This is a genomic window from Streptomyces sp. NPDC046985, assembly GCF_040644415.1.
Classification (GTDB): Bacteria; Actinomycetota; Actinomycetes; order Streptomycetales; family Streptomycetaceae; genus Streptomyces.
The window spans coordinates 34,759-55,137 of the sequence record NZ_JBEYWK010000030.1 but is presented as its reverse complement, the minus strand read 5'-3'; the positions used below and the strand labels follow the sequence as shown (position 1 = coordinate 55,137).

Genomic DNA, 20,379 nt, shown 5'->3' with positions numbered 1-20,379 from the left:
GGGACCCCGGCCGTCCGACGGAGGGCCGGGTCGGGCCATCGCCCTGGCTAACGCTGTGGCCGTGGAGGTTCACCGGCTCGCGACGCCCGGCACGCCTTCCGGCCGCAGCCCCAGAACCACTCCGGCCGCAGCCCTAGAACAGCGCCATGCCGAGGAGCAGCGCCGTCACGAACAGCACGGCGCCGCCCACGAGGACGATCAGTCGGGAGTCGCCGCGCAGGCCGGTGCGGCGGGGCGGGACGCGGTGGACAGTGGTGTTCCAGCCGCTGTCGAGGACCGGCGCCGCCGTGCTCGCGGCGCCGTGCCGGGGCCGGGGGGCCGGGAGGGCGTCGGAGGCCGGGTGGAGCGCGGGGCGGGCGCCGCGCTGCTCGGGCGGCAGCGGCGCCGGGGCGCCGCGCCAGGCGCCGCTGCGGAACCAGTCCGCCGCCTGCCGGGCCGTGGGCCGCTCCTCGGGGCGCTTGGCGAGCATGCTCAGCAGGTACGCCTCGAAGGCGGGCGGCAGCGCGGCGCCCCGCTGGTGCGGCGGCACCGGTACGGCGTCGACGTGCTGGTAGAGCAGCATGGTCGCCGTCTGCGACTCGAACGGCGGTCGGCCGACGGCCAGTTGGTAGAGCACGCAGCCCAGCGAGTACAGGTCGGAGGCCGCGCTCGCCGGGGTGCCGATGGCGCGCTCGGGCGCCAAGTACAGTCCGGTGCCGACGATTTGGCCGGTCGTGGTGAGCCCGGCCGACGGGTCGTCGACGAACCGCGCGATGCCGAAGTCGCCTATCCGTATGACGCCGGCGCGGTCGCTGAGCAGGTTGCCGGGCTTGATGTCCCGGTGCACGATGCCCTGCGCGTGCGCGGCGGCCAGGCCCTCGGCCGCCTGCTGCGCCACCTGGGCCAGCCGTTCCGGCGCGAGCGGCCCTCCGGAGGCGAGTTCCCCGGCGAGGCTGTCGCCGTCGATCAGTTCCATGACGAGGAAGCAGCGCCCGTCCCGGGCCCCGAAGTCGAGCGTGCCCACCACGTGCGGGTGGTGCAGCCGGGCCGAGGTCTGCGCCTCCAGCCGGAACCGCGCCTCGGCGGAGGCGTCCGCCGTGTCGTTCAACAGCAGTTTGACCGCGACCGGCCGCCCGAGCACCTCGTCGTGGGCGCGCCAGACCTCGCCCATGCCGCCCCGCCCGATGACCGCGTCCAGCCGGTACCGATCCGCCACCAGCACCCGTAGACCGTCCTTTGTCCCCGAAGAATCCGCGTAAGCCGCCCCCCGCAACCGGCCCATCCTAACGATCACTTGACCCGCCGACGACCGGCGCCGTTTCCACACCCCTACGAGTGAAAAGCCGAGAATCGCTCCGAGCGCAAATATGGACAACTGAAGATTTATGCCATGGTCACCTTACCCACGGATCCGCTCAGGGCAGGGAGGACGACCTTGGACCCACTGACGTGGCTGCTCATCCCGATGGCGACCGGGATGATGGCGAGCCTCTGGGGCTGTGTCGTAAGCAGACGCCGCCGCACCAACGATTGGGCGCACGTCCAGCGCTACGACCGTCTGCGCGCCGCCCTGGCCCGCGCGGCCTCCTAATGCTGTGACCGGACAGGTTCACCGGCTCGCGACGCCCGGCGGACCTTTCCGGCCACAGCACTAGCCGGCTAGCCGGAGGCTGTCTTCCTCAGCCCCGCTCGACCAGCACGGCGCTGCCCTGTCCCACGCCCACGCACATCGTGGCGAGGCCGCGGGACGCGCCGGTGCGGCGCATGCGGTGCAGCAGCGTGGTGAGGATGCGGGCGCCGGAGCAGCCGAGCGGATGACCGAGGGCGATGGCGCCGCCGCTCGGGTTGACCAGGTCCTCGTCGATGCCGAGCTGGTCCATGCAGGCGAGGGCCTGCGCCGCGAACGCCTCGTTGAACTCGGCCTCCTCGACGTCCCTGACGTCCCAGCCCAGGCGGCCCAGCGCCTTGCGGGTGGCGGGGACGGGCCCGAGGCCCATGACGTCGGGGTGGACGCCCGCGCTGGCCCCCGCGGCGTAGCGGCCCAGGGACTCCAGGCCGAGGTCGTTCAGGGCGTCCTCGCTGACCAGCAGGAGGCCGGCGGCGCCGTCGTTCATCGGGGAGGCGTTGCCCGCGGTGACCGTGCCGCCCTGGCGGAAGACCGGCTTGAGCCGGGACAGCCGGTCGTAGGAGGTGTCCTCGCGGACGCACTCGTCGGCGTCGACGACCGTGCCGTCCGGCAGCTCGACGGGCAGGAGTTCGCTGGCGAAGTGGCCGTCCTCGCGAGCCCGTGCGGCCAGCCGATGGCTGCGCAGGGCGAACTCGTCCTGGCGTTCGCGGGCGATGCCGCAGCGGGCGGCGACCTCCTCGGCGGTCTCCCCCATGGACAGCAGACCGTGCAGCTCCTTCATCGCCGGGTTGACCAGGCGCCAGCCGAGCCGGGTGTCGTACGTCTCTATGCGGTGCGGCAGCGCCTCGTCCGGGCGGGGCAACACGAAGGGGGCGCGGCTCATCGACTCCGATCCCCCGGCGAGCACGACGTCGGCCTCACCGGCGGCGATGGTGCGGGCGGCGGCGGTGACGGCCTCCAGCCCGGAGGCGCACAGCCGGTTGACCGTGGCGCCGGGCACGGTGTCGGGGAGTCCGGCGAGCAGGGCGGCCATCCGGGCGACGTTCCGGTTGTCCTCGCCCGCCTGGTTGGCGGCGCCCCAGTAGACGTCGTCGATGCGGGCCGGGTCGAGCGCGGGCGCGTCGGCGACGAGGGCACGGATCACGGTCGCGGCCAGGTCGTCGGGACGCACTCCGGACAGGGCTCCGCGCAGCTTGCCGATCGGGGTGCGGCGGGCGGCCGCGAAGTGGACGGGGCGCACGACAGGACTCCTCACACGGCCGCTCGGGCCATTAATTAGCACCGCTAGTTTAGGACTATAGACCGCGGCCCGGCCCAGTGGGAAGCTCTCCCGCCAGCGCCGTGCGCTCCTCGTCGGCGCCGCCGGAAGGGCGCCCCGCGGCGGAACCGGCACCGGGCCGGGAGCGGACCCGCGCACGACCGGCCCCGCACACAACCGGGTTCTGGGCGGCTGACGGGCGCCCGGCGGTGTGCTCGCGGTTCTGCTCAGCGCCCGGATCCGCGGCTCGGTCGCCGTCGCCGCGGCCCGCGAGCCGGCGGCTGCGGGGCTGCGGGACCCGCGCCGCATGATGGAGGCCGAGTGGCAGGAACGGGTCGACGCGCTGGGCCGCGGCGGATACCGCCGCTACGACGAGCGCACGGCGACCCGACTGGGCGACGGCGCCGAGCTGGTCGCCGAGCGCTGGGGCGGCGACCTGCGCCGTCTGCGCCGGGAGGCCGACGGCGACGTCGCCGCGCTGCGCGACCTGCTCCAGGAGGCGCCGGGCCTGGGACCGGCCGGGGCGGACGTCTTCCTGCGCGAGGCGCAGCGCGTGCGGCCCAAAGCGGCCCCGTACCCGGACGCCAAGGCGCTGTCCGGAACGCGCCGCCTGGGCCTGCCCGAGGACCCCGACCGGCTGGTCGAGCTGGCCGGTGACACCGACCCGGCGGTGCTGGCGGCGGCGCTGGTGCGCGCCGCGCTGGACAAGGACGTGGCCGACGACGTGGACTGAGCCACCCGGGGGCGCGGTCCGGGCCGACGTCATGCCGGTCCGGCACTCGTCGGGCGTCCGCCGGGCCCCTAGCCCGCTCCCCCGGGCCCCTAGCCCGCTCCCCCAGGCCAGGGCGGCGGCCCGTTCGGCCGAATCGACCCACGAGACGGGCGGCGGGCGCGGACGCGGGCCGGAGTCGCGGCCGCGGGCCGTCCGGCGGAACGGCGGTGCGCGGGTGCGCACACCGGTGCGGGCCGCCACACGCGCGTGCGCACCTCGTGCGGCTTCGATGCCATCAGGAACCACTGAAAGTATGATCAAACAATGTCTGACATGACCGAGACCACGCCCGGTTGGCTCACCACGGACGAGCTGGAGGCGGCCCGCGCGCGCATGCCGATCCTCTACGTCGAAGCCGTGCCCGTGCGCGTAGACGACAGCGGCGAAGTGACCAGCATCGGCCTGCTGCTGCGCATCGGACCGGACGGAACGGTCAGCCGCACCCTGGTCTCCGGCCGGGTGCTGCACCACGAGCGCGTGCGGGACGCCCTGCTGCGCCATCTGGAGAAGGACCTCGGCCCGGTGGCGCTGCCCCGCGTGCCCGCGTCCCTGCAACCGTTCACCGTCGCCGAGTACTTTCCGACGGCCGGCATCACGCCGTACCACGACTCGCGCCAGCACGCGGTGTCGCTGGCGTACATCGTCCCGGTCGCCGGCGACTGCCGGCCGCGCCAGGACGCCCTGGACCTGGTCTGGTTCAGTCCGCAGGAGGCGGCGTCCCCGGCGCTCCAGAGCGAGATGCCGGGCGGGCACGGGGTGTTGCTCAAGCAGGCGCTGGCGCACGTGGGTTACGTGTACTGAGCCCGGTCACCAACCCGGGTGGGCGCCACGTGATGCGTGGCGCCCACCCGGTGGCGCGGTTCTCGGGGTTCCGTGTCAGGAGTCGGCAGTCGCCCTGGCGGCCGCGCTTGCGGTCGTCCTGCCGCCTCGCGACCACGGCCACTTTCACGCTGGCCACCATCATCGAGAATGCCGACGAATAGCGACAAATAGACAGAGCCCCTAAGCGATGTCAACGCCGCCTTACACGCTCCCTTCCCCGCCGTCTTCCCCGCCGGTCGGCCGCCGCCGCGTCCGCGTCGCCAGATGGCGGCGCAGGTGATCGGCGGTCGGGGCGCCGCCCTCGTGGGCGACGTCGTGCGGGCGGCCCTCGGCGACGACACGGCCGCCCTCGTCGCCGGCGCCCGGACCGAGGTCGACGACCCAGTCCGCGGCGGCGACGGTGCGCAGGTCGTGTTCGACCACGACGACGGTGTTCCCCGCGTCCACCAGGCGCTGGAGCTGTCCGACGAGGAGGTCGACGTCGGCGGGATGCAGCCCGCTGGTGGGCTCGTCGAGCAGGTAGAGGGTGTGGCCGCGCGGCGCGCGGTGCAGTTCGCTCACCAGCTTGATGCGCTGGGCCTCGCCGCCGGACAGGGTGGTGGCGCTCTGCCCCAGCGTCAGGTAACCGAGTCCGATGTCCGCCAGCAGCTTGAGGACGCGCTCGGCGGGCTGCACGTCGCGCAGGAAGTCGTGGGCTTCCTCCACGCTCATCGCGAGCACGTCGGCGATGGTCTTGCCGCGGTAGCGCACCGTGAGCGTGCCGGGGTTGTAGCGGGCGCCGTCGCAGACCGGGCAGGGGGCGGTCTCGGTGGGCAGGAACAGCAGCTCGACGCTCACGACTCCGTCGCCCAGGCAGTGCGGGCAGCGGCCCTGCGCCACATTGAAGGAGAAACGGCTGGCGGTGTAACCGAGTTCCCGCGCGGTCGGCTGGGCGGCGAACAGCTTGCGGACGCTGTCGAACAGGCCGGTGTAGGTGGCGAGGTTCGAGCGCGGGGTGCGGCCGATGGGTTTCTGGTCCACGACCACCAGGCGGTCGACGTCGTCGAGTCCAGTGCTGGAGCGCACCGTCACCCGGTCCTCGGCGAGGTCCCCGACAGGCGTCCCGTCTCGCTCCTCGTCGGCGTCCCGCACCGGCGCCGGGTCGCGGGCCTGGTCCTGCTCGGCCCCGTCGGCGTGCAGACGGTCGCGGACCGTGTCGGCCAGGGCACGCCGTACCAGCGTCGACTTCCCCGACCCGGAGACGCCGGTGACCGCGGTCAGCGTGCCGAGGGGGAAGCGCGCGTCCAGGTCACGGAGGTTGTGGCCGGTGACGCCGTACAGGCGCAGCCACCCCCGCGGCCGCCGGGGCTGGTCGGGGCCGGGGGCGGCGGGTGCGGCCGGGCTCAGGTACCGCGCGGTCACCGAGTCCGGCGCGGTGCGCAGCCGGTCGGCGGGGCCGTCGTACAGGATCTGTCCGCCGTGCCGGCCGGCGCCCGGTCCCATGTCGACGATCCAGTCGGCCGATCGGAGGACCTGCGCGTTGTGCTCCACCACGAAGACGCTGTTCCCGGCGCCGCGCAGCCGTCGCAGGGCGGCGAGCAGAAGCTCCGTGTCGGCGGCGTGCAGACCGGCCGAGGGCTCGTCCAGGACGTACAGCACGCCGAACAGGCCGCTGCGGAGCTGGGTGGCCAGGTGCAGCCGCTGGAGTTCGCCGCTGGAGAGGGTCGAGGTCGCCCGTCCCGTCGCGAGGTAGCCGAGGCCCAGGTCGACGAGCGTGCCGAGCTGGTCGAGGAGGCCGGAGATCAGCGCGTTCGCGGCCTGCCGCCGCTCGGCGGGCAGCGCCGCGGTGTCGGGGTGGTCGCGCGCCGCCCGCAGGAAGTCCGCGAGCTGCGTCAGGGGCATCGACGCGGCGACCGAGATGTCCTGCCCGGCGACGGTCACCTCCAGCGCCCGCGGGTTGAGCCGCCTGCCGCGGCAGGTCGGGCAGGTCTGCTCGGTCATGAAGGAGGCGGCCTTCGCCCGCAGGTGCGCCGCCTTGGAGGTGGCGAAGGTGTGCGTCACCCATGTGCGGGGGCTCATGTAGGTGCCTTGGTAGGAGCGTGCGACGCGGTGCGGCTCGCGGACGGGGTGGACCGTGACGGTGGGCTGCTCGTCGGTGGTCAGCAGCCACTCGCGCTCGGCCGCGGGCAGCGCGCGCAGCGGGGCGTCCACGTCGATGCCCAGCGTGGCGAGGATGTCGCGGTAGTTCTTGCCCTGCCAGGCCCCCGGCCACGCGGCGACGGCGCCCTCCCGGATGCTCAGGGAGTCGTCGCCGACGAGCTTGGCGTCGTCGACGGTGTGCAGGCGGCCCAAGCCGGAGCAGGTCGGGCAGGCGCCGACCGCCGTGTTCGGCGAGAAGCTGTCCGAGTCCAGCGGCGCGGCGTCCCGGGGGAACGTCCCGGCGAGATCCCGGGGCGTCCGGCCGGCCGGGTACGTGCCGGCGCGGGAGTACAGCATGCGCAGGACGTTCGAGACCCGGCTGACCGTGCCCACCGTCGAGCGCGTGCTGCCGCCGCTGTGCTGCTGCCGCAGCGCCACGGCTGGCGGCAGCCCGGTGATCTCACCGACCCGGGGCGCCGCCCCCTGGTCGATCAGCCGCCGGGCGTAGGGCGCGACGGACTCCAGGTAGCGCTGCTGCGCCTCGGCGTAGATGGTCGCGAAGGCCAGCGAGGACTTGCCGGACCCCGACACCCCGGTGAAGGCGACGACCTGGTCGCGCGGCACGTCCACGTCGACGTGCCGCAGGTTGTGCTCCGCGGCGCCCCGGACCCGGATCAGTCCGTCGTGACCGGCGTCCGAGGATCCGCCGCGCGAAGACGCCGGTGGTGCGAGTGGTGCCATGCCCGCAACGTAACCCGGCCGCCGGACACGCGCCGTCGGCGGGGTCGCCGCTGGACCGGCGAGGGGCGGTGGAGGTGGCTGGACCGGCGAGGGGCGGTGGAGGTGGCTGTACCGGCGACGGACGGTGGAGGTGGCGGACAGTGCTGCGGTGCAAGATGCTGGTGGGGCCGGGTTACCGCCTAGGCGGCAGCCCACGGGTACACGTCCGGCGCCGACCGGGAGGGGTCATGGACCACGCTGCCGCACAGTCGGCCGCCGCGGAGCAGCGCGCGGCCGACACCGAGCCGCAGTACATCGACGCGCCGCTGACCATGGCGGCCGCCTTCCTGGTGCTGGTCATCGGCGGCGGCGAGGAGGCGATGTCGACCGCCCGGTCCGTGGTCGCCAGCACCGGCGACCTGATCAAGGACCTCCTCGTCCGCGACGGCAGCGGCACCTTCACCTGCAACGTCGGCATCTCGCACCACGCCTGGGCGCCGCTGACCGGGAAGCCGCTCCCCAAGGAGCTGAGGCCGTTCCAGGAGATCCGCGGCGCCCGGCACACCGCGGTCGCCACCCCCGGCGATCTGCTTTACCACATCAGGGCCGGGTCGGCGGATCTGGTCGTGGAGTTCGAGAAGATCCTGCTCGACGCGTTCGGTGACTGCGTGACCGCGGTGGACGACACGGCCGGCTTCCGTTACTTCGACGGGCGCGACCTGCTGGAGTTCGCCGACGGCACGGCCAACCCCAACGGCCTCCACCTGCCCGAGTCCACCGTCGTCGGCGAAGAGGACCCGGCCTACGCCGGCGGCAGCTACGTCGTGATCCAGAAGTACCTGCACGACCTCGCGGACTGGCGCGCCCAGACCACCGAGACGCAGGAGGCCATCATGGGGCGCACCAAGTTCGACAACGTCGAACTGCCGGACGCCGCCGAGGGCCAGAAGTCGCACAAGACGCTGTGCACCATCGAGGACGCCGAGGGCGAGCACGACATCCTGCGCGACAACATGCCGTTCGCGACGCCGGGGCGAGGCGAGTACGGCACGTACTTCATCGGCTACTCGCGGCATCTGTGGGTCACCGAGAAGATGCTGGAGCGGATGTTCGTCGGGGACCCGCCCCCGCTGCACGACCGCATCCTCGACTTCTCCCGGGCCGTCACCGGCGTGACGTTCTTCGCCCCGGCCCGCCAGTTCCTCACGGATCTGGAGGACTGAGCGCGCCCGGGACCGGGCGGCCCGGACGGCTGCGGAGGCGGGGAACAGCCGCCGCGTTCCCCGGGCGTCAGACCGGCCTCTTGCCTGCCGTGCCGCAGAGCACCGGCTACGCGGTCGGCGGTTGCGCCCTCCGGCTTCCCGACGACTTGAGTTCGGCGGCCCGCTGCTCGGCGGCCAGGCGCTCGGCCTCGCGTCGGACCGGGCGGCGGATGAGCTGGTACGCCTGCTGGGTCGCGACCTGCTTGAACAGGCGGTTGACGTCGGAGTCGTCGAAGTACCGGACCATCAGGGCGTCGTTGGAGGCCGCCTGGCCGATGACGAGGCGGTCGAGGTCCTTCTCCAGTTCCCCGCCGAAGACGTCCTGGTCCTGGTGCAGGGCGATAGACCGGAGTTCGGGGTCCTCGCTGACCGCCACCACGAGTTGACCGAGCAGGATCTGGTCGGCGGTGGAGAGCCCAGTCCCGTACTCGTGGTTGACGGACCGGATCACCTCGGCCAGCGACGTCTCCTCGGCCTCGGCCACAGCTCCGGCCGCCTCGGGCGCCAGGCCAGGCAGTACCTGCGCGCCCGCTGCCTCCAGGCGCAGCTCCGGGGCGCCCGTCTGGGCGATGCGCAGGTGAGTCGGTGCGGCCGTCCCTATGTCGGCGCCGGCGCTGCGGGCGGGGGCGGGCAGGCGGCGCAGCAGGAAGCGTCCGTACTGGTAGAGCCGTTCCAGTTCGAGGTTCTCGAATCCGATGACGTGGGAGAGCCAGCCGTACGCCCTGGTGTAGGCGTCCAGAGCGCGGCGGAACTCGGCGGCGGTGTCCGGTTCGGCGGCGTTGAGGGCGTTGAACCGGTCCAGTGCGGGCTGCAAGTGGCCGTAAAGGCGGGCGTGGGCCGTCATGACGGCGGTGTCGGCGGCCGTACCGCCCTGGAAGGCCGCGAAGTACGCGGTGACGAAGGCGTCCATCTCGGCTTCCGCCAAGAGCTGATAGGCCATCACCTCGCGTTCCCGGTCGAACAGCAGGTTGGGGTCGGTGGGTTCGGTGACCGACGCCTCGTAGTACTGCTGGAAGGCGTGCTCGACGTCCTCGGGCCGGTTGGCGAAGTCGAGGATGAACAGGTCCTCGGCGGTCTTGAGCCGGTGGGTGCGGTTGAGCCGGGAAAGGGTCTGCACCGCGGCCAGCTTCACGAGGATCTTGTCCACGTACATGGTGGTCAGCAGCGGCTGGTCGAAACCGGTCTGGTACTTCTCGGCGACGACGAGGATGCGGTGCTCGGGCTTGGGCACGGAGGGCGGGTTCGGGTCGTCCGCGCGGGTGTAGCCGAAACGCGCCGGAAGCTCGCGTTCGGGGAAGCCGTTGAGCTTGGCCTCGGTGTACTCGATGCCGTCGAGGGTCAGCGCGCCGGAGAACGCGACCAGGGCGCCGCAGTCGGTGAAGCCCCGCTCGTCGATGTAGGCCCGCATGGCCTGGTAGAGCCGTACGGCGTGGTCGCGGCCGGAGGTGACGACCATCGCCTTGGCCCGGCCGCCGAGGCGCGGGCTGGAGTGCGCGCGGAAGTGGTCGACGATGATCTTCGCGCGGGACGCCATCGACGCCTCCGACATCAGCGCGGCCCGCACCAGCTTGGAGCGGGCCTTGCGCGGGTCCACCTGCTGCTCCGCCTCGTCGGCGGCGGCCTCCTGGAGCTTGAAGTAGGTGGCGTAGGTGATGTAGTTGCCGAGCACGTCCAGGATGAAGCCCTCTTCGACGGCCTGCCGCATCGAGTAGACGTGGAACGGCCCCTTCTCCTGCTCCCCCGACCCGGGATGGGCGTGAGGGGTGCCGAAGAGGTCGATCGTCTTCGCCTTGGGGGTGGCCGTGAACGCGAAGAAGGACAGGTTCGGCTGCTGGCCCCGCGCCAGGGCCGCGGCCGTCAGCGGATCGCCGTCCCCCTCTACGGAGTTCACGGGGTTCACCGCGTCCGAGCCGAGACGTCCCAGCGCCTTCTTCAGCGCCGCCGCGCTCTCCCCGCCCTGCGAGGAGTGCGCCTCGTCGATGATCACCGCGTAGCGCCGGCCGCCCAGCCCCGCGACCTTGTCCAGGACGAAGGGGAACTTCTGCACCGTGGTGATCACGATCTGCGCCGTCGGCCCGGTCAGCGCGTCCGCGAGCTGCTGGGAGTTCTCGTCGATCCGCACGACCACGCCGGCCTTGTGGTCGAACTGGTGGACGGTGTCCTGGAGTTGCTTGTCCAGCACTCGCCGGTCGGTGATGACGACGACCTTGTCGAAGACCAGCTTGTTCGCCCCCAGACCGGAGGCGAGCGCGGCGGGCGCGAGCTGCCCGGGGTCGTGGGAGGTGTGCAGGCTGGACAGGTGGTGCGCGAGCCAGGCGATGGTGTGGGACTTGCCCGAGCCGGCGGAGTGCTGGATCAGGTAGTTCTCCCCCGCCCCGTGGCGGGCGGCGTGCGCGACGAGCTTGCGCACCGCGTCCCACTGATGGAACCGGGGGAAGATCAACGGCTGGGTGTGCGCGCTGCCCGGCTTGTGGGACGGCGCCCGGCCGGCCTTCGCGGCGGCGTCCTCCACGTGCAGGAACCGCTGCAACAGCTCCAACCAGTCGTCCCGGGCCCACACTTCGTCGAAGAGGTAGGAGGTGGGGTACCTCCCGTCAGTCGGGGCGGGGACGTTGCCCGCGCCGCCGATCCGGCCGGGGCCGCCGGAGCCGGTGTTGAAGGGGAGGAAGCGGGTGGCGTCTCCGGCCAGGCGGGTCGTCAGGAACGCCAGCGTCGGATCGACCGCGAAGTGGACCAGGCTGCGTTTGGCGAAGAACAGCTCCTTCGGGTCGCGGTCGCGGCGGTACTGCCGCTTGGCGTCCTCGACGGTCTGCCGCGTCAGTCCGTTCTTCAGCTCCACCGAGGCGATGGGGAGTCCGTTGAGGAAGAACGCGATGTCGAGGGTGTCGGCCGGGCGCGCGGCGGAGTAGTGGAACTGGCGCACGAAGACGAGTCGGTTGGCGTCGTACTCGGCCAAGGCGTCCGCGGCGAGGGTGTGCGCGGGACGGAAGTACGCGAGCTGAATCTTGATGTTCCGGTCGTTCACGCCCCGGCGCAACACGTCCAGCAGTCCGCGCGAGTCGATCTCCCGCGCCACGCGCTTCGCGAACCGGGCGAGGGCTCGCTCCTCGTCCTCGCCGTAGGCGGCCTGGAGCGCCAGCCACGCGTCGTTCTGCGACGCTTCGAGGAACTCGGCCAGCTCGGAGGGGTCGATGCCGAGAGCGTGCTCGTAGGTGTGCGACAGCCCGCGCCGCCAGCCGCCGCGCAGCAGCGCCGCCTCGACGGCGTCCTCGAACGCCTTCTCGGTGTACACGCGGACGTCGTTCATCTGCATCCCCCTCAGAGGCCGCGATCGTGCGCCGGGCGGGCGGTGGTGACGTCGAGCAGGCCGGTGACGGCGGCGGTGATCAGCGCCTGCCGACGCTCGGCGAGGAGCGCGAGCTGCTGGTCAAGACAACGCTGGAGGCGCTTCACACGGAGAACGATCTCATCGACGTCGTCCGCGATGCGTCTTTGCTCTTCGTCGCCGGGCACCGGAACCCGGACCGAAGCCATCTGTGTCTCACTCACCGAAGGAACGGGTCCGGGATTGGAGATGTGTCCGAGGTCAAGCAGGGAAAGCAGGTGCAGCCAGAAACGCGACGCACCGGAGGAGAAGTGAATCGCGCGCACATTGTCGTCGATGATGCAGTCGCGCGTCGCGATGCGTCGCTGGTTCAGCAGCAGTGCGGCGCCGACCCGGGCGTACAGGACCGATTCCCGTGGAATGATGCGGGCGCCCAGCGTGGAAGCAGTTTCCTTGGTGACCCAGTTGGCGGCGCTTTCGACGCGCCCCAGATCGTCGGCCGCCGAGAAGTCCGCGACCTTGACGAAGGGGAAGTCTCCGCTGTCGGCGCCCTGGAACTCGTGCGGAAACGTGGTGCCCATATGGAAGGTCCCGACACGGTTGACGTTGACCACCGGCCACCCTGACGGAATCGGGCCCAGCCACGGCACCCGCTTTCCGTCGTCGACAGCACCGGCACTCCCGGTGATCGCATGCCGGATCCTCTGATCCCGGTAGGAGACCAGAAGCTCCCTCTGTCGCTGTCGAAGGGTTCTCAACCTGTCGATACGAGCGGTCTCGGCATCGAGGAACGCGGCGATGCGGCGCTGTTCCTCCATCGGGGGCAGCACCACCGGAAGGTTTCCGATGTCACTCGGGCTGATGGCCGGATAACTCACACCGACGGAGCGGGAGACGACGGCTTCGATGAACGGCTGCGACCGGCAGTAATAGGCCAGATAGCGTTGATCGACCTTGTCCGTCGCCTCCAGCACCGCGAATCCTGTGGAGAAGACCAACGGATCGTCGCTCTGCGGCACTGCGGCGATGGCTTTCAGGTACGTCCGGACCGTCGAAACGACCACGGATCCCGCCGGAGCGAGACGCCTGGCCCGCGAGGGCGCGTGCGCGAACTCCGTCTCTTCCTTCGGGATGCTTACCTTGCCCCACTCGTCGACCGAGCCGATGTCGATGTACCGAAAGCGATAGTCCGCGTCAGTCCTCTCGGAAAGGGTCCGGGAGTTGATGCGGGCGATGTCCTTGAGGCGAGAGGAAGTCACCCCGCCACCTCCCCCAGCAGTTCCTGGATCTCCGACTCCAGCGACTTCAGTTCCGCGTCGATCTCCGCCAGCGGTCTCGGCGGCGTATAGACGTAGAAGTGACGAGTGAGAGGAATCTCGTACCCTACCTTGTACCGTTCCGTCCCCTTCGTCTTGGGATTGCGGGTGTGCGCGATCCAGGCGTCCGGGGTGTGCGGCAGCACCTCTCGGGCGAAGTACTCGTCGATGTCCTCGCCGAGCGGGACGTTCTCGTTGTCGCGCAGATCGGGGTCCGGCTCGGGTGCGCCCTTGACGAGCTGGACCTCGCCCTTCGGGTCGGTCACGCCCACGGCATCGCGCAGGGCCTTCTGGAAGGGCGCTGCGGAGGGCCACAGCACGCCGCCGGCCGCCGTCGCCGTGCGCAGGGCGTCCCACGCCTCGGCCTTGGACGACCACCGCGAACCGAGCAGCGGCTTGAGCGCGGCCAGCAGCAGTTCGACCGCCGCCTCGCCTCCGGCCGCCTTCTTCACGGCGGCCGACGCGCCGAGCTGGGCGAGGCCGTCCTCGGTCAGCTCGAAGCGGAGCCTGAGCGGCCGGTCCACGGTGATGCGCTGGTAGCCGAAGTCCCGGTTGGCGAAGACCTTCACCCGCCCGTGCTCTGGATGGGTCTCGTCGCCGACGACGCTCAGCGCATCGCGGTAGGCCGCGCAGATGGCGCCGATCTGCGCCCGCGTGATCTCCTTGCGCTTCTCACCGAGGGACTTGCGCATCTTGGTCCACTGGTCGCGGGCGTCGAGCAGGATCACGCGGCCCTTGCGATCAGCGGGCTTGCGGTTGGTGACGATCCAGAAGTACGTGGAGATGCCCGTGTTGTAGTAGAGCTGGTCCGGGAGGGCGACGATCGCCTCCAGGCAGTCGTGCTCGATGATCCACCGGCGGATCTCCGACTCGCCCGACCCGGCGCCGCCGGTGAACAGCGGGGAGCCGTTGAAGACGACGGCCAGGCGGGCGCCGCCGACCTCGTCGCCCGCCGCGTCCTTCCTGAGCGGCTGCATCTTGCTCATCATGTGCTGTAGGAAGAGCAGCGAGCCGTCGTTGATCCGGGGCAGGCCGGCGCCGAAGCGGCCGTCGTATCCCCGGTCCTCGTGCTCGTGGCGGACGGCCTTCTCGACCTTCTTCCACTCCACGCCGAAGGGCGGGTTGGCGAGCATGTAGTCGAAGGTCTCGCCGTCGTGGCCGTCCTGGCTGAAGGAGTTGCCGAAGCGGATGTTCCTGGCGGCATGGCCCTTCAGCAGCATGTCGGAGCGGCAGATCGCGTACGACTCGGCGTTCAGCTCCTGTCCGAACAGATTGACGCGCACGCCCGGGTTCAGCCTGCGGATGTGCTCCTCGGCCGCCGAGAGCATGCCGCCGGTGCCGCAGGCCGGGTCGAGGATCTTGACGACCTGGCCCTTCTTGGTCAGCCGGTCGTCGTCCGGGGCGAGCAGCAGCTCGACCATCAGCTCGATGACCTCGCGCGGCGTGAAGTGCTCACCGGCCGTCTCGTTGGAGGCGTCCGCGAACTTCCGGATCAGCTCCTCGAAGACGTAGCCCATGGCGTGGTTGTCCACGGCGGCGAAGCTCAGATCCAGCCCGGCGAACTTCCGCACCACCTGGTAGAGCAGGTCGGCGTTGTCCAGACGGTCGATCTGGAGGTGGAACTCGTAGCGGTTGATGATCTCGGTGGCCTCCGAGGAGAACCCCCGGATGTAGTCCTTGAGGTTCTTCGCCACGTTGGCCGCGTCGCTGCTGACGGTGTCGAAGGTCTGCTCGGACAGGTTGTAGAACTTGAGCTGGGAGGCCGCCAGCAGCAGTCCGTCCTTGTTCTCCCCCGTGTAGGAGGCCGCCCGGTCCCACACCGCCTGGCGGGTCGGGGCCATGACGCAGTCCAGCCTGCGCAGCACCGTCAGCGGCAGGATGACCTTTCCGTACTCCGACCGCTTGTAGTCACCGCGCAGCAGATCGGCCACCGACCAGATGAAGTCGGCCAGTTCCTGGTTCGTGCTCAAAGCGTCCTGTCCTCTCGCCCTACTGCGGCGTCTCCGTCGGCCGTCCTGCCTCGGTGCTCGGCGTCGCCGCCGTCACGGGTCGGCGGATCGAGCGCGCCGCCGGTGAGGCCGTCGCGGGCGAGCCGCGCAGCCCGTTCGCCCGTCCTGGCGAGTTCGGCGAGTTCGCGCTCGAAGGCCCCCAACGAGCGGAAGGCGTCGCCGTAGCGGTGCTGTCGCTCCACATCCATGCGGGGCAGCCGCGCCGCCCGCACGTCGGCTCGGAACGTACCCGAAGAAGACGTGCCACGACGGGCGTTCGCCGCACTGCCGGCGAATCCGCGTACGTAGTCGGGGTCCAACTGGTCGCTGACGGAGGTGAGTTCGTCGCCGTCCAGGCTGACCAGGCCGGCGGCCAGCAGATCGCTCACCGCGACCGGGACGCCGTCGTCCAAGCCGTCGGCCCGGCCACGCGGGGGCAGTTCGGGAAGCAGCGCCCGCAGGCGGCTCAGGCGCGTGTCGAGATCCGCACGCAGTTTGGCGTACTCCACCGCGTAGTCGGGTTCCGGCTCGCGTACGTGGCGGCCGGGCGTGAGGTCCACCTCGTCGTCCAGCAGGTCGATCAGCGGCACCCGCGCTTCCTGGTGCGACTGGGGTTCCCACGGTCCGTCCGGGCTGTTGGCGCTGAGGTCCACCATGCGTACGGTCCCCGCCGCCCGCCCAGGGCCCGAGGGGCGGCTGAGCAGCCACAGGTGCAGCGGAAGCGCGTGACTGGCGGCAAGGCCCGGCGGCAGGGCCACCACCGCGGCGACGCAGCCGCGACGCAGCAACTCCGCCCGGATTCTGCGCCCGGAGCGACGGTGGGCGACCGACGCGGGCAGGACCACCACGGCCCGCCCGCCGGGCGCCGTGTGGTGGTAGCAGTGCTGAAGCCAGGCGAGTTCGCTCTCCCCGCGCGAGGGCACGCCCGCCTCCCAGCGCGGATCGACGAGCAACTCCTCGCGGCCCCAGTCGGCCACGGCGGTCGGCGGCTCGCACACGACCAGGTCCGCGCGGAGATCCGGGAAGGCGTCGGCGCGCAGCGCGTCGCCCGCCACGACCTGAACCGGCGCCGCCGGCCCGGCAGCGGCCAGGGCCGCGCGCACCCGGGCCACGCGCGCCGCGTCCCCGTGCGTGTCCTGCCCCAGCCTGCGCCCGACCGCAGCACCGCCCACCGCGACGAGGAGCGAACCCATGCCGCACGCCGGGTCGAAGACGGCGCCAGAGGTCTCACCGGCGAACTCCCGGACGGCGCGAGCCAGCCGCGACGTCGAGGCGCCGTCCAACGCGGCGCGCGCGGTGGACTCCAGCAGCCGGGCGACCAGAGCGTCCATCACCTCGGTGGGCTTCCGGTCGACGAGCAGCCCGGCCACCGCCGCGCGGGCGGCCTGGTCGGTCAGCCCTTCCTCGTCGCCCCGGAGATGGTCCCCGACGGCGGCCAGCGCCCTGACCATGTCCTCGCCGTAGGCGCCGCGCAGCGCCTGCCAGAGCCGGACCTCCTCGCCGACCTCCCGCCCGTCACGCTGCCCGTCGAGCCACTTCCGTGCCTCGGTGAGCGAGAACAGGGGGCTGGCCGAGGTGCCGCCGACGGGCGCGGGGAAGTCCGGACGGCGCCTACGCCAGTTGGACACCGCGGCGCGCGTCACGCCCGCCATGCGCGCGATCTCCGCAGCGGTCACCGCGGCGCCCGGCGCCTCGTCTTCTGCGGTCATGGGGCGACTTCTGCGGTCATGGGGCGACCGTACACCAGCGACACGGTCAGTCCAAGTTACATCCCGTTGACGGCGCTAACGCAATAATCGGGTCTCACACATGCGGAGCCTCTGGTGGAGACGGTTCTCTTGGTCGAGGACCCCTCCACCAGAGGCTTCACTCCGGTGTCACTCCAACCGCTCGGCTGTGCAACCAGTTCGGCGGAGGCTCACGGCCGGAAGACGGGCTGCTTCTCCACCCTCAGCGCATTCATGGCAGCGTCGGTGAGATGCAGATGCTGGCGCACTACTTCTGGCGGGGTCAGCGCCATCCACTGGGCGAGGCTGACGTCCTCGAAGCGAGGCGTGCGGAACATCTCGAGCATCCGTACCGGTGCGTCGCCGGTGTTCTCGATGTAGTGGCCCGTGGCGAAGGGCACGTACCCGACGTCACCGGCCTGGAAGTTGAACGTCCGGTTGCGGCCGGAGTCCAGGAAGACACCCATCCGGGCCTCGCCGGAGATGTAGTACTGCCACTCGTCGTCGTTGGGGTGCCAGTGCAGCTCGCGGACGGCGCCCGGATCGATCTCCACGAGGGCAGCCGAAGTGGTGGTCGAGGCCGTGAAGTTGGACGAGTCCACGATGCGGGCGCTGCCGCCGCTGGTGCGCACCGCGGCCTGCGTGTCCAGACGGTGCTTGAAGCTGCGGGGCACGTCGCCGCTCGGGCTCAGCACGCGGTCGGACTCCAGCTCCGGCGGCACAGTGCCGTTGAATATGTACAGCTCGGAGGTGGGAATCGAGGCGAACTCCTCTTCCGAGACCCCGAAGTTCTTGGCCAGGACGGAGCGCGGCGTGTGCGCGAACCAGTCACTGATCAGGAAGGTGTTGTTCTCCGAGAACTGGCCGTCGTTGAAGACCAGAAGGAACTCAACGCCCTCCTCCAGCGCCTGGATGTGGTGCGGGACGCCCTGCGGGAAGAACCACAGGTCACCGGCGCAGACGTCCTCCAGGAAGTTGCGCCCCTCCTGGTCGACGGCGCTGATCCGGCATTTCCCGTCCAGTACGTAGGCCCACTCGGACTGCTTGTGCCAGTGCAACTCCCGGTAGGACCCCGGATTGAGCCTCATGTTGACGCCGGCCAGTTCGGTCGCGATCGGCAGCTCACGTTGCGTCACCTCGCGGGCCCAGCCGCCCTCTTCCAGCCGCATATGGGCCTGCGAGAAGGAGAACTTCAGGTTCGGCACGGTGCCTGAGTCGGTTTCCGGAGGGACGAGCAGATCCGGATTCTGGAGATCCACCGCGATGTTGCGGGGACCCGGATCGGTGCCGCCCTTACCGTCCGCAATGGGCTGCGGAATCCTGCCTGTGGAATAGACGGTCATGCCGCCTCCTCGCTTGAAGGATGGGTGGGCTCGTAGGACTTGCTATGCATTCTGCGCCGTCGGCGTCACCCCGCCATCACCACTTCGGTCTCCTTCTCGCGCGGCCCCTTCCTTGAGGCCGGCCGGTGTGGGTCGATGCCAAGTCCTGGGCTGTCAGCCGCCTTCCACCATGGTCACGATGAGGTAGGCGTTCAGGCAGATCACCAGGGCGCACACGAGGGCGCCGGCGGCCGTGGTGGCGGTCCGGTTGACCAGGGGGCCCATGAGGTCCCGTCGCCGTGTGAGGACGACGACCGGGAGCAGGACGAAGGGGATGCCGAAGGCGAGGACGACCTGGCTGAACACCAGGGTGGAGGTGACGGGAAGCCCCATGGACAGGACGAGCAGCGCAGGGGCCATGGTCAGCAGCCGCCGTGCGAAAAGAGGGATCCGCCGTCGCAGGAACCCCTGCATCACCACTTGTCCCGCGCACGTGCCCACACTCGATGAGGAGAGGCCGGACGCGAGCAGCGCCACCGCGAAGGCGAGCGCCGCGCCACCGCCGACGGTCCTGCCCAGATCGGCGTGCGCGGCGGTGACGGCGTCCAGATTCCCCCATTCCCTACCACGGAAGAGCGCTGCCGACAGACAGAGCATTCCGAGGTTGACGGCGCCCGCGAGGGTGAATCCCAGCGCGCAGTCGATCCGTAGGAAACGCAGCAGGAAACGCTGATCGCGCGGATCGCTCGTCCGCACCCTGCGTTGTGTGAGCGCGGAATGGAGGTAGACCGCGTGCGGCATGACCGTGGCGCCGACGATGGCCGCCGCGAGCAGTCCCGTGGTCTCACCGTTAAGGCGAGGCGTCATGCCCGCCGCGGCGTCTGCCGCGGACTGATGGCCGACGGCCAGCAGATCGTAGGCGAACCCGCCCATGACGAGGAGCAGCAAGGCGGCCACGGCGACTTCGAAGGGGCGGCAGCCCTTCTGCTGACAGGCCAGGACAGCGAAGGACACCAGCGCCGTCACCACTGCGGCGAGAGGGATCGGCATGGCGAACAGCAAGCTCAGCCCGAGCGCGGCCCCGGCGAACTCCGCCAGGTCCGTGGCCATGGCGACCAGCTCCGCCTGCGCCCACAGCAGCCGACTCAGCCACCGCGGCGCGAGTTCACGGCACTGTTCGGGAAGGTTCTTCCCCGTGGCCAGTCCGAGCTTCGCCGACAGGTACTGCACGAGCAGGGCCATGATGTCAGCGAGCACGACCACCCAGACGAGCATGTAGCCAGTGCGCGCGCCCGCCTCGACGTTGGTCGCCACATTGCCCGGATCGACGTACGCGACGGCCACGACGAAGGCGGGACCGAGCAGAGCGAGCCGGAACCGCCATCTGCCACGGGACCGTATGTCGCGGAACTCTCCGAGGACGAGTGAGGCTTCGTCCGGGGCGGCGGGGCGCTTCGGCTGTGCGACCGTCGGCGCGCTCATCGGCGCTGCTCACAGCGAGGGCCGCTGGAAGCGGAAGCCGTCAGCCGGCTGCGCGCGAAGGACCGTCCGATGGACCGCCACACAAGAAAGGCGGCCAGCAGGAATCCCAGGCCGAGCACGTGATGCATCAGGGTCAGAATGACGAGGAACAGGAGCAAGACGTCGTAGAGCAGAGCAGGAATTCTGGCGGTCCCGAACCGGCCGAATCCGGCGCGCGAAAGAGAGTACGCATGCCAGGAGGAAGATGGTGGGGATGGGGAGCGGTGCGTGAACACAGGGTCTCCTCTCGTCTCTTTTCTGGTCCCCGATGCCGAGTCACCACAAAAGTCTGGAGAGGCCAGGTCACCGCGCCGTCACCCAGGCGTCACGGTCGCTGACACGCCGACGTGACGTGGGGTACTCGCGTTGCGCGCACGGCCCAGGCAGAGACGTGCGTGCCCAGATGTGCCGACAGCCTCGCGGTGTTCCAATGGGGAGGTGCGGCACTCGTACGGCGCCGCATCACGAAAAGGCGAGGACCCGGGAGCCTGTGGCTGACGGCGCACAGCGGTTTTCCACGTGAAATGCACGGTCGCCATACAACGACCGTCGGAGATTTCACGCCAGAGATTTCCCTTTCGTCGGTGACGGCTTCCTCGCGGTCCGAGGAGTCGTGAACGAG

14 protein-coding genes are annotated in these 20,379 nt (G+C 70.9%); 4 read left to right on the top strand and 10 right to left on the bottom strand.

Annotation, left to right across the window (positions count from 1 at the left end; all coding sequences use genetic code 11):
- Positions 1 to 133: 133 nt before the first annotated feature.
- Positions 134 to 1,201 (bottom strand): serine/threonine-protein kinase, encoded by a 1,068-nt coding sequence (locus ABZ861_RS29415; RefSeq protein ID WP_361636366.1) that lies wholly within the window; start codon positions 1,199 to 1,201, stop codon positions 134 to 136.
- 213 nt (positions 1,202 to 1,414) lie between these two features.
- Between ABZ861_RS29415 and ABZ861_RS29410 the strand changes: the two genes are divergently transcribed.
- Complete coding sequence (locus tag ABZ861_RS29410) at positions 1,415 to 1,570, top strand: hypothetical protein (protein WP_361636363.1); 156 nt, start codon at positions 1,415 to 1,417, stop codon at positions 1,568 to 1,570.
- Between the two features lie 88 nt (positions 1,571 to 1,658).
- Here ABZ861_RS29410 and ABZ861_RS29405 read toward each other — a convergent pair whose 3' ends face one another.
- On the bottom strand, positions 1,659 to 2,846 hold the full coding sequence (locus ABZ861_RS29405) for a thiolase family protein (protein WP_361636360.1): 1,188 nt from the start codon (positions 2,844 to 2,846) through the stop codon (positions 1,659 to 1,661).
- A gap of 229 nt (positions 2,847 to 3,075) precedes the next feature.
- Between ABZ861_RS29405 and ABZ861_RS29400 the strand changes: the two genes are divergently transcribed.
- Positions 3,076 to 3,597, top strand: coding sequence for an endonuclease (locus ABZ861_RS29400; RefSeq protein WP_361636357.1), 522 nt, complete (start codon positions 3,076 to 3,078; stop codon positions 3,595 to 3,597).
- Positions 3,598 to 3,900: 303 nt separating this feature from the next.
- Positions 3,901 to 4,437, top strand: a complete 537-nt coding sequence (locus tag ABZ861_RS29395; RefSeq protein ID WP_361636354.1) for an NUDIX hydrolase family protein — start codon at positions 3,901 to 3,903, stop codon at positions 4,435 to 4,437.
- A gap of 222 nt (positions 4,438 to 4,659) precedes the next feature.
- Here the strand turns inward: ABZ861_RS29395 and ABZ861_RS29390 are convergent, their stop codons facing one another.
- A complete protein-coding gene (locus ABZ861_RS29390) occupies positions 4,660 to 7,317 on the bottom strand; it encodes an excinuclease ABC subunit UvrA (RefSeq protein WP_361636351.1) in 2,658 nt (885 codons plus the stop codon).
- A 227-nt stretch (positions 7,318 to 7,544) separates the two neighbouring features.
- On the opposite strand from ABZ861_RS29390, the gene ABZ861_RS29385 reads away from it, so the two are divergent.
- Positions 7,545 to 8,519 (top strand): Dyp-type peroxidase, encoded by a 975-nt coding sequence (locus ABZ861_RS29385; RefSeq protein ID WP_361636348.1) that lies wholly within the window; start codon positions 7,545 to 7,547, stop codon positions 8,517 to 8,519.
- A gap of 106 nt (positions 8,520 to 8,625) precedes the next feature.
- Here ABZ861_RS29385 and ABZ861_RS29380 read toward each other — a convergent pair whose 3' ends face one another.
- The 7 genes from ABZ861_RS29380 to ABZ861_RS29350 form a co-directional block, all read right to left on the bottom strand.
- Positions 8,626 to 11,865, bottom strand: a complete 3,240-nt coding sequence (locus tag ABZ861_RS29380; protein WP_361636346.1) for a DEAD/DEAH box helicase family protein — start codon at positions 11,863 to 11,865, stop codon at positions 8,626 to 8,628.
- An 11-nt stretch (positions 11,866 to 11,876) separates the two neighbouring features.
- Positions 11,877 to 13,142, bottom strand: coding sequence for a restriction endonuclease subunit S (locus ABZ861_RS29375; protein ID WP_361636343.1), 1,266 nt, complete (start codon positions 13,140 to 13,142; stop codon positions 11,877 to 11,879).
- Entirely contained in the window at positions 13,139 to 15,169 is a 2,031-nt protein-coding gene (locus tag ABZ861_RS29370) for a class I SAM-dependent DNA methyltransferase (RefSeq protein ID WP_361636341.1), read from the bottom strand. Before ABZ861_RS29370 ends, ABZ861_RS29375 begins: the two co-directional genes overlap by 4 nt.
- Positions 15,166 to 16,896, bottom strand: a complete 1,731-nt coding sequence (locus ABZ861_RS29365) for an N-6 DNA methylase (protein ID WP_361636338.1) — start codon at positions 16,894 to 16,896, stop codon at positions 15,166 to 15,168. Before ABZ861_RS29365 ends, ABZ861_RS29370 begins: the two co-directional genes overlap by 4 nt.
- A gap of 209 nt (positions 16,897 to 17,105) precedes the next feature.
- Positions 17,106 to 18,257 carry an oxalate decarboxylase family bicupin gene (locus tag ABZ861_RS29360; RefSeq protein ID WP_361636335.1) on the bottom strand — a complete coding sequence of 384 codons (1,152 nt, stop codon included), beginning with the start codon at positions 18,255 to 18,257 and terminating at the stop codon, positions 17,106 to 17,108.
- Positions 18,258 to 18,410: 153 nt separating this feature from the next.
- Positions 18,411 to 19,718 carry an Nramp family divalent metal transporter gene (locus ABZ861_RS29355; protein WP_361636332.1) on the bottom strand — a complete coding sequence of 436 codons (1,308 nt, stop codon included), beginning with the start codon at positions 19,716 to 19,718 and terminating at the stop codon, positions 18,411 to 18,413.
- Positions 19,715 to 19,993: a hypothetical protein gene (locus ABZ861_RS29350; RefSeq protein ID WP_361636331.1), complete on the bottom strand. Its 279-nt coding sequence runs from the start codon at positions 19,991 to 19,993 to the stop codon at positions 19,715 to 19,717. Before ABZ861_RS29350 ends, ABZ861_RS29355 begins: the two co-directional genes overlap by 4 nt.
- Positions 19,994 to 20,379 lie beyond the last annotated feature (386 nt).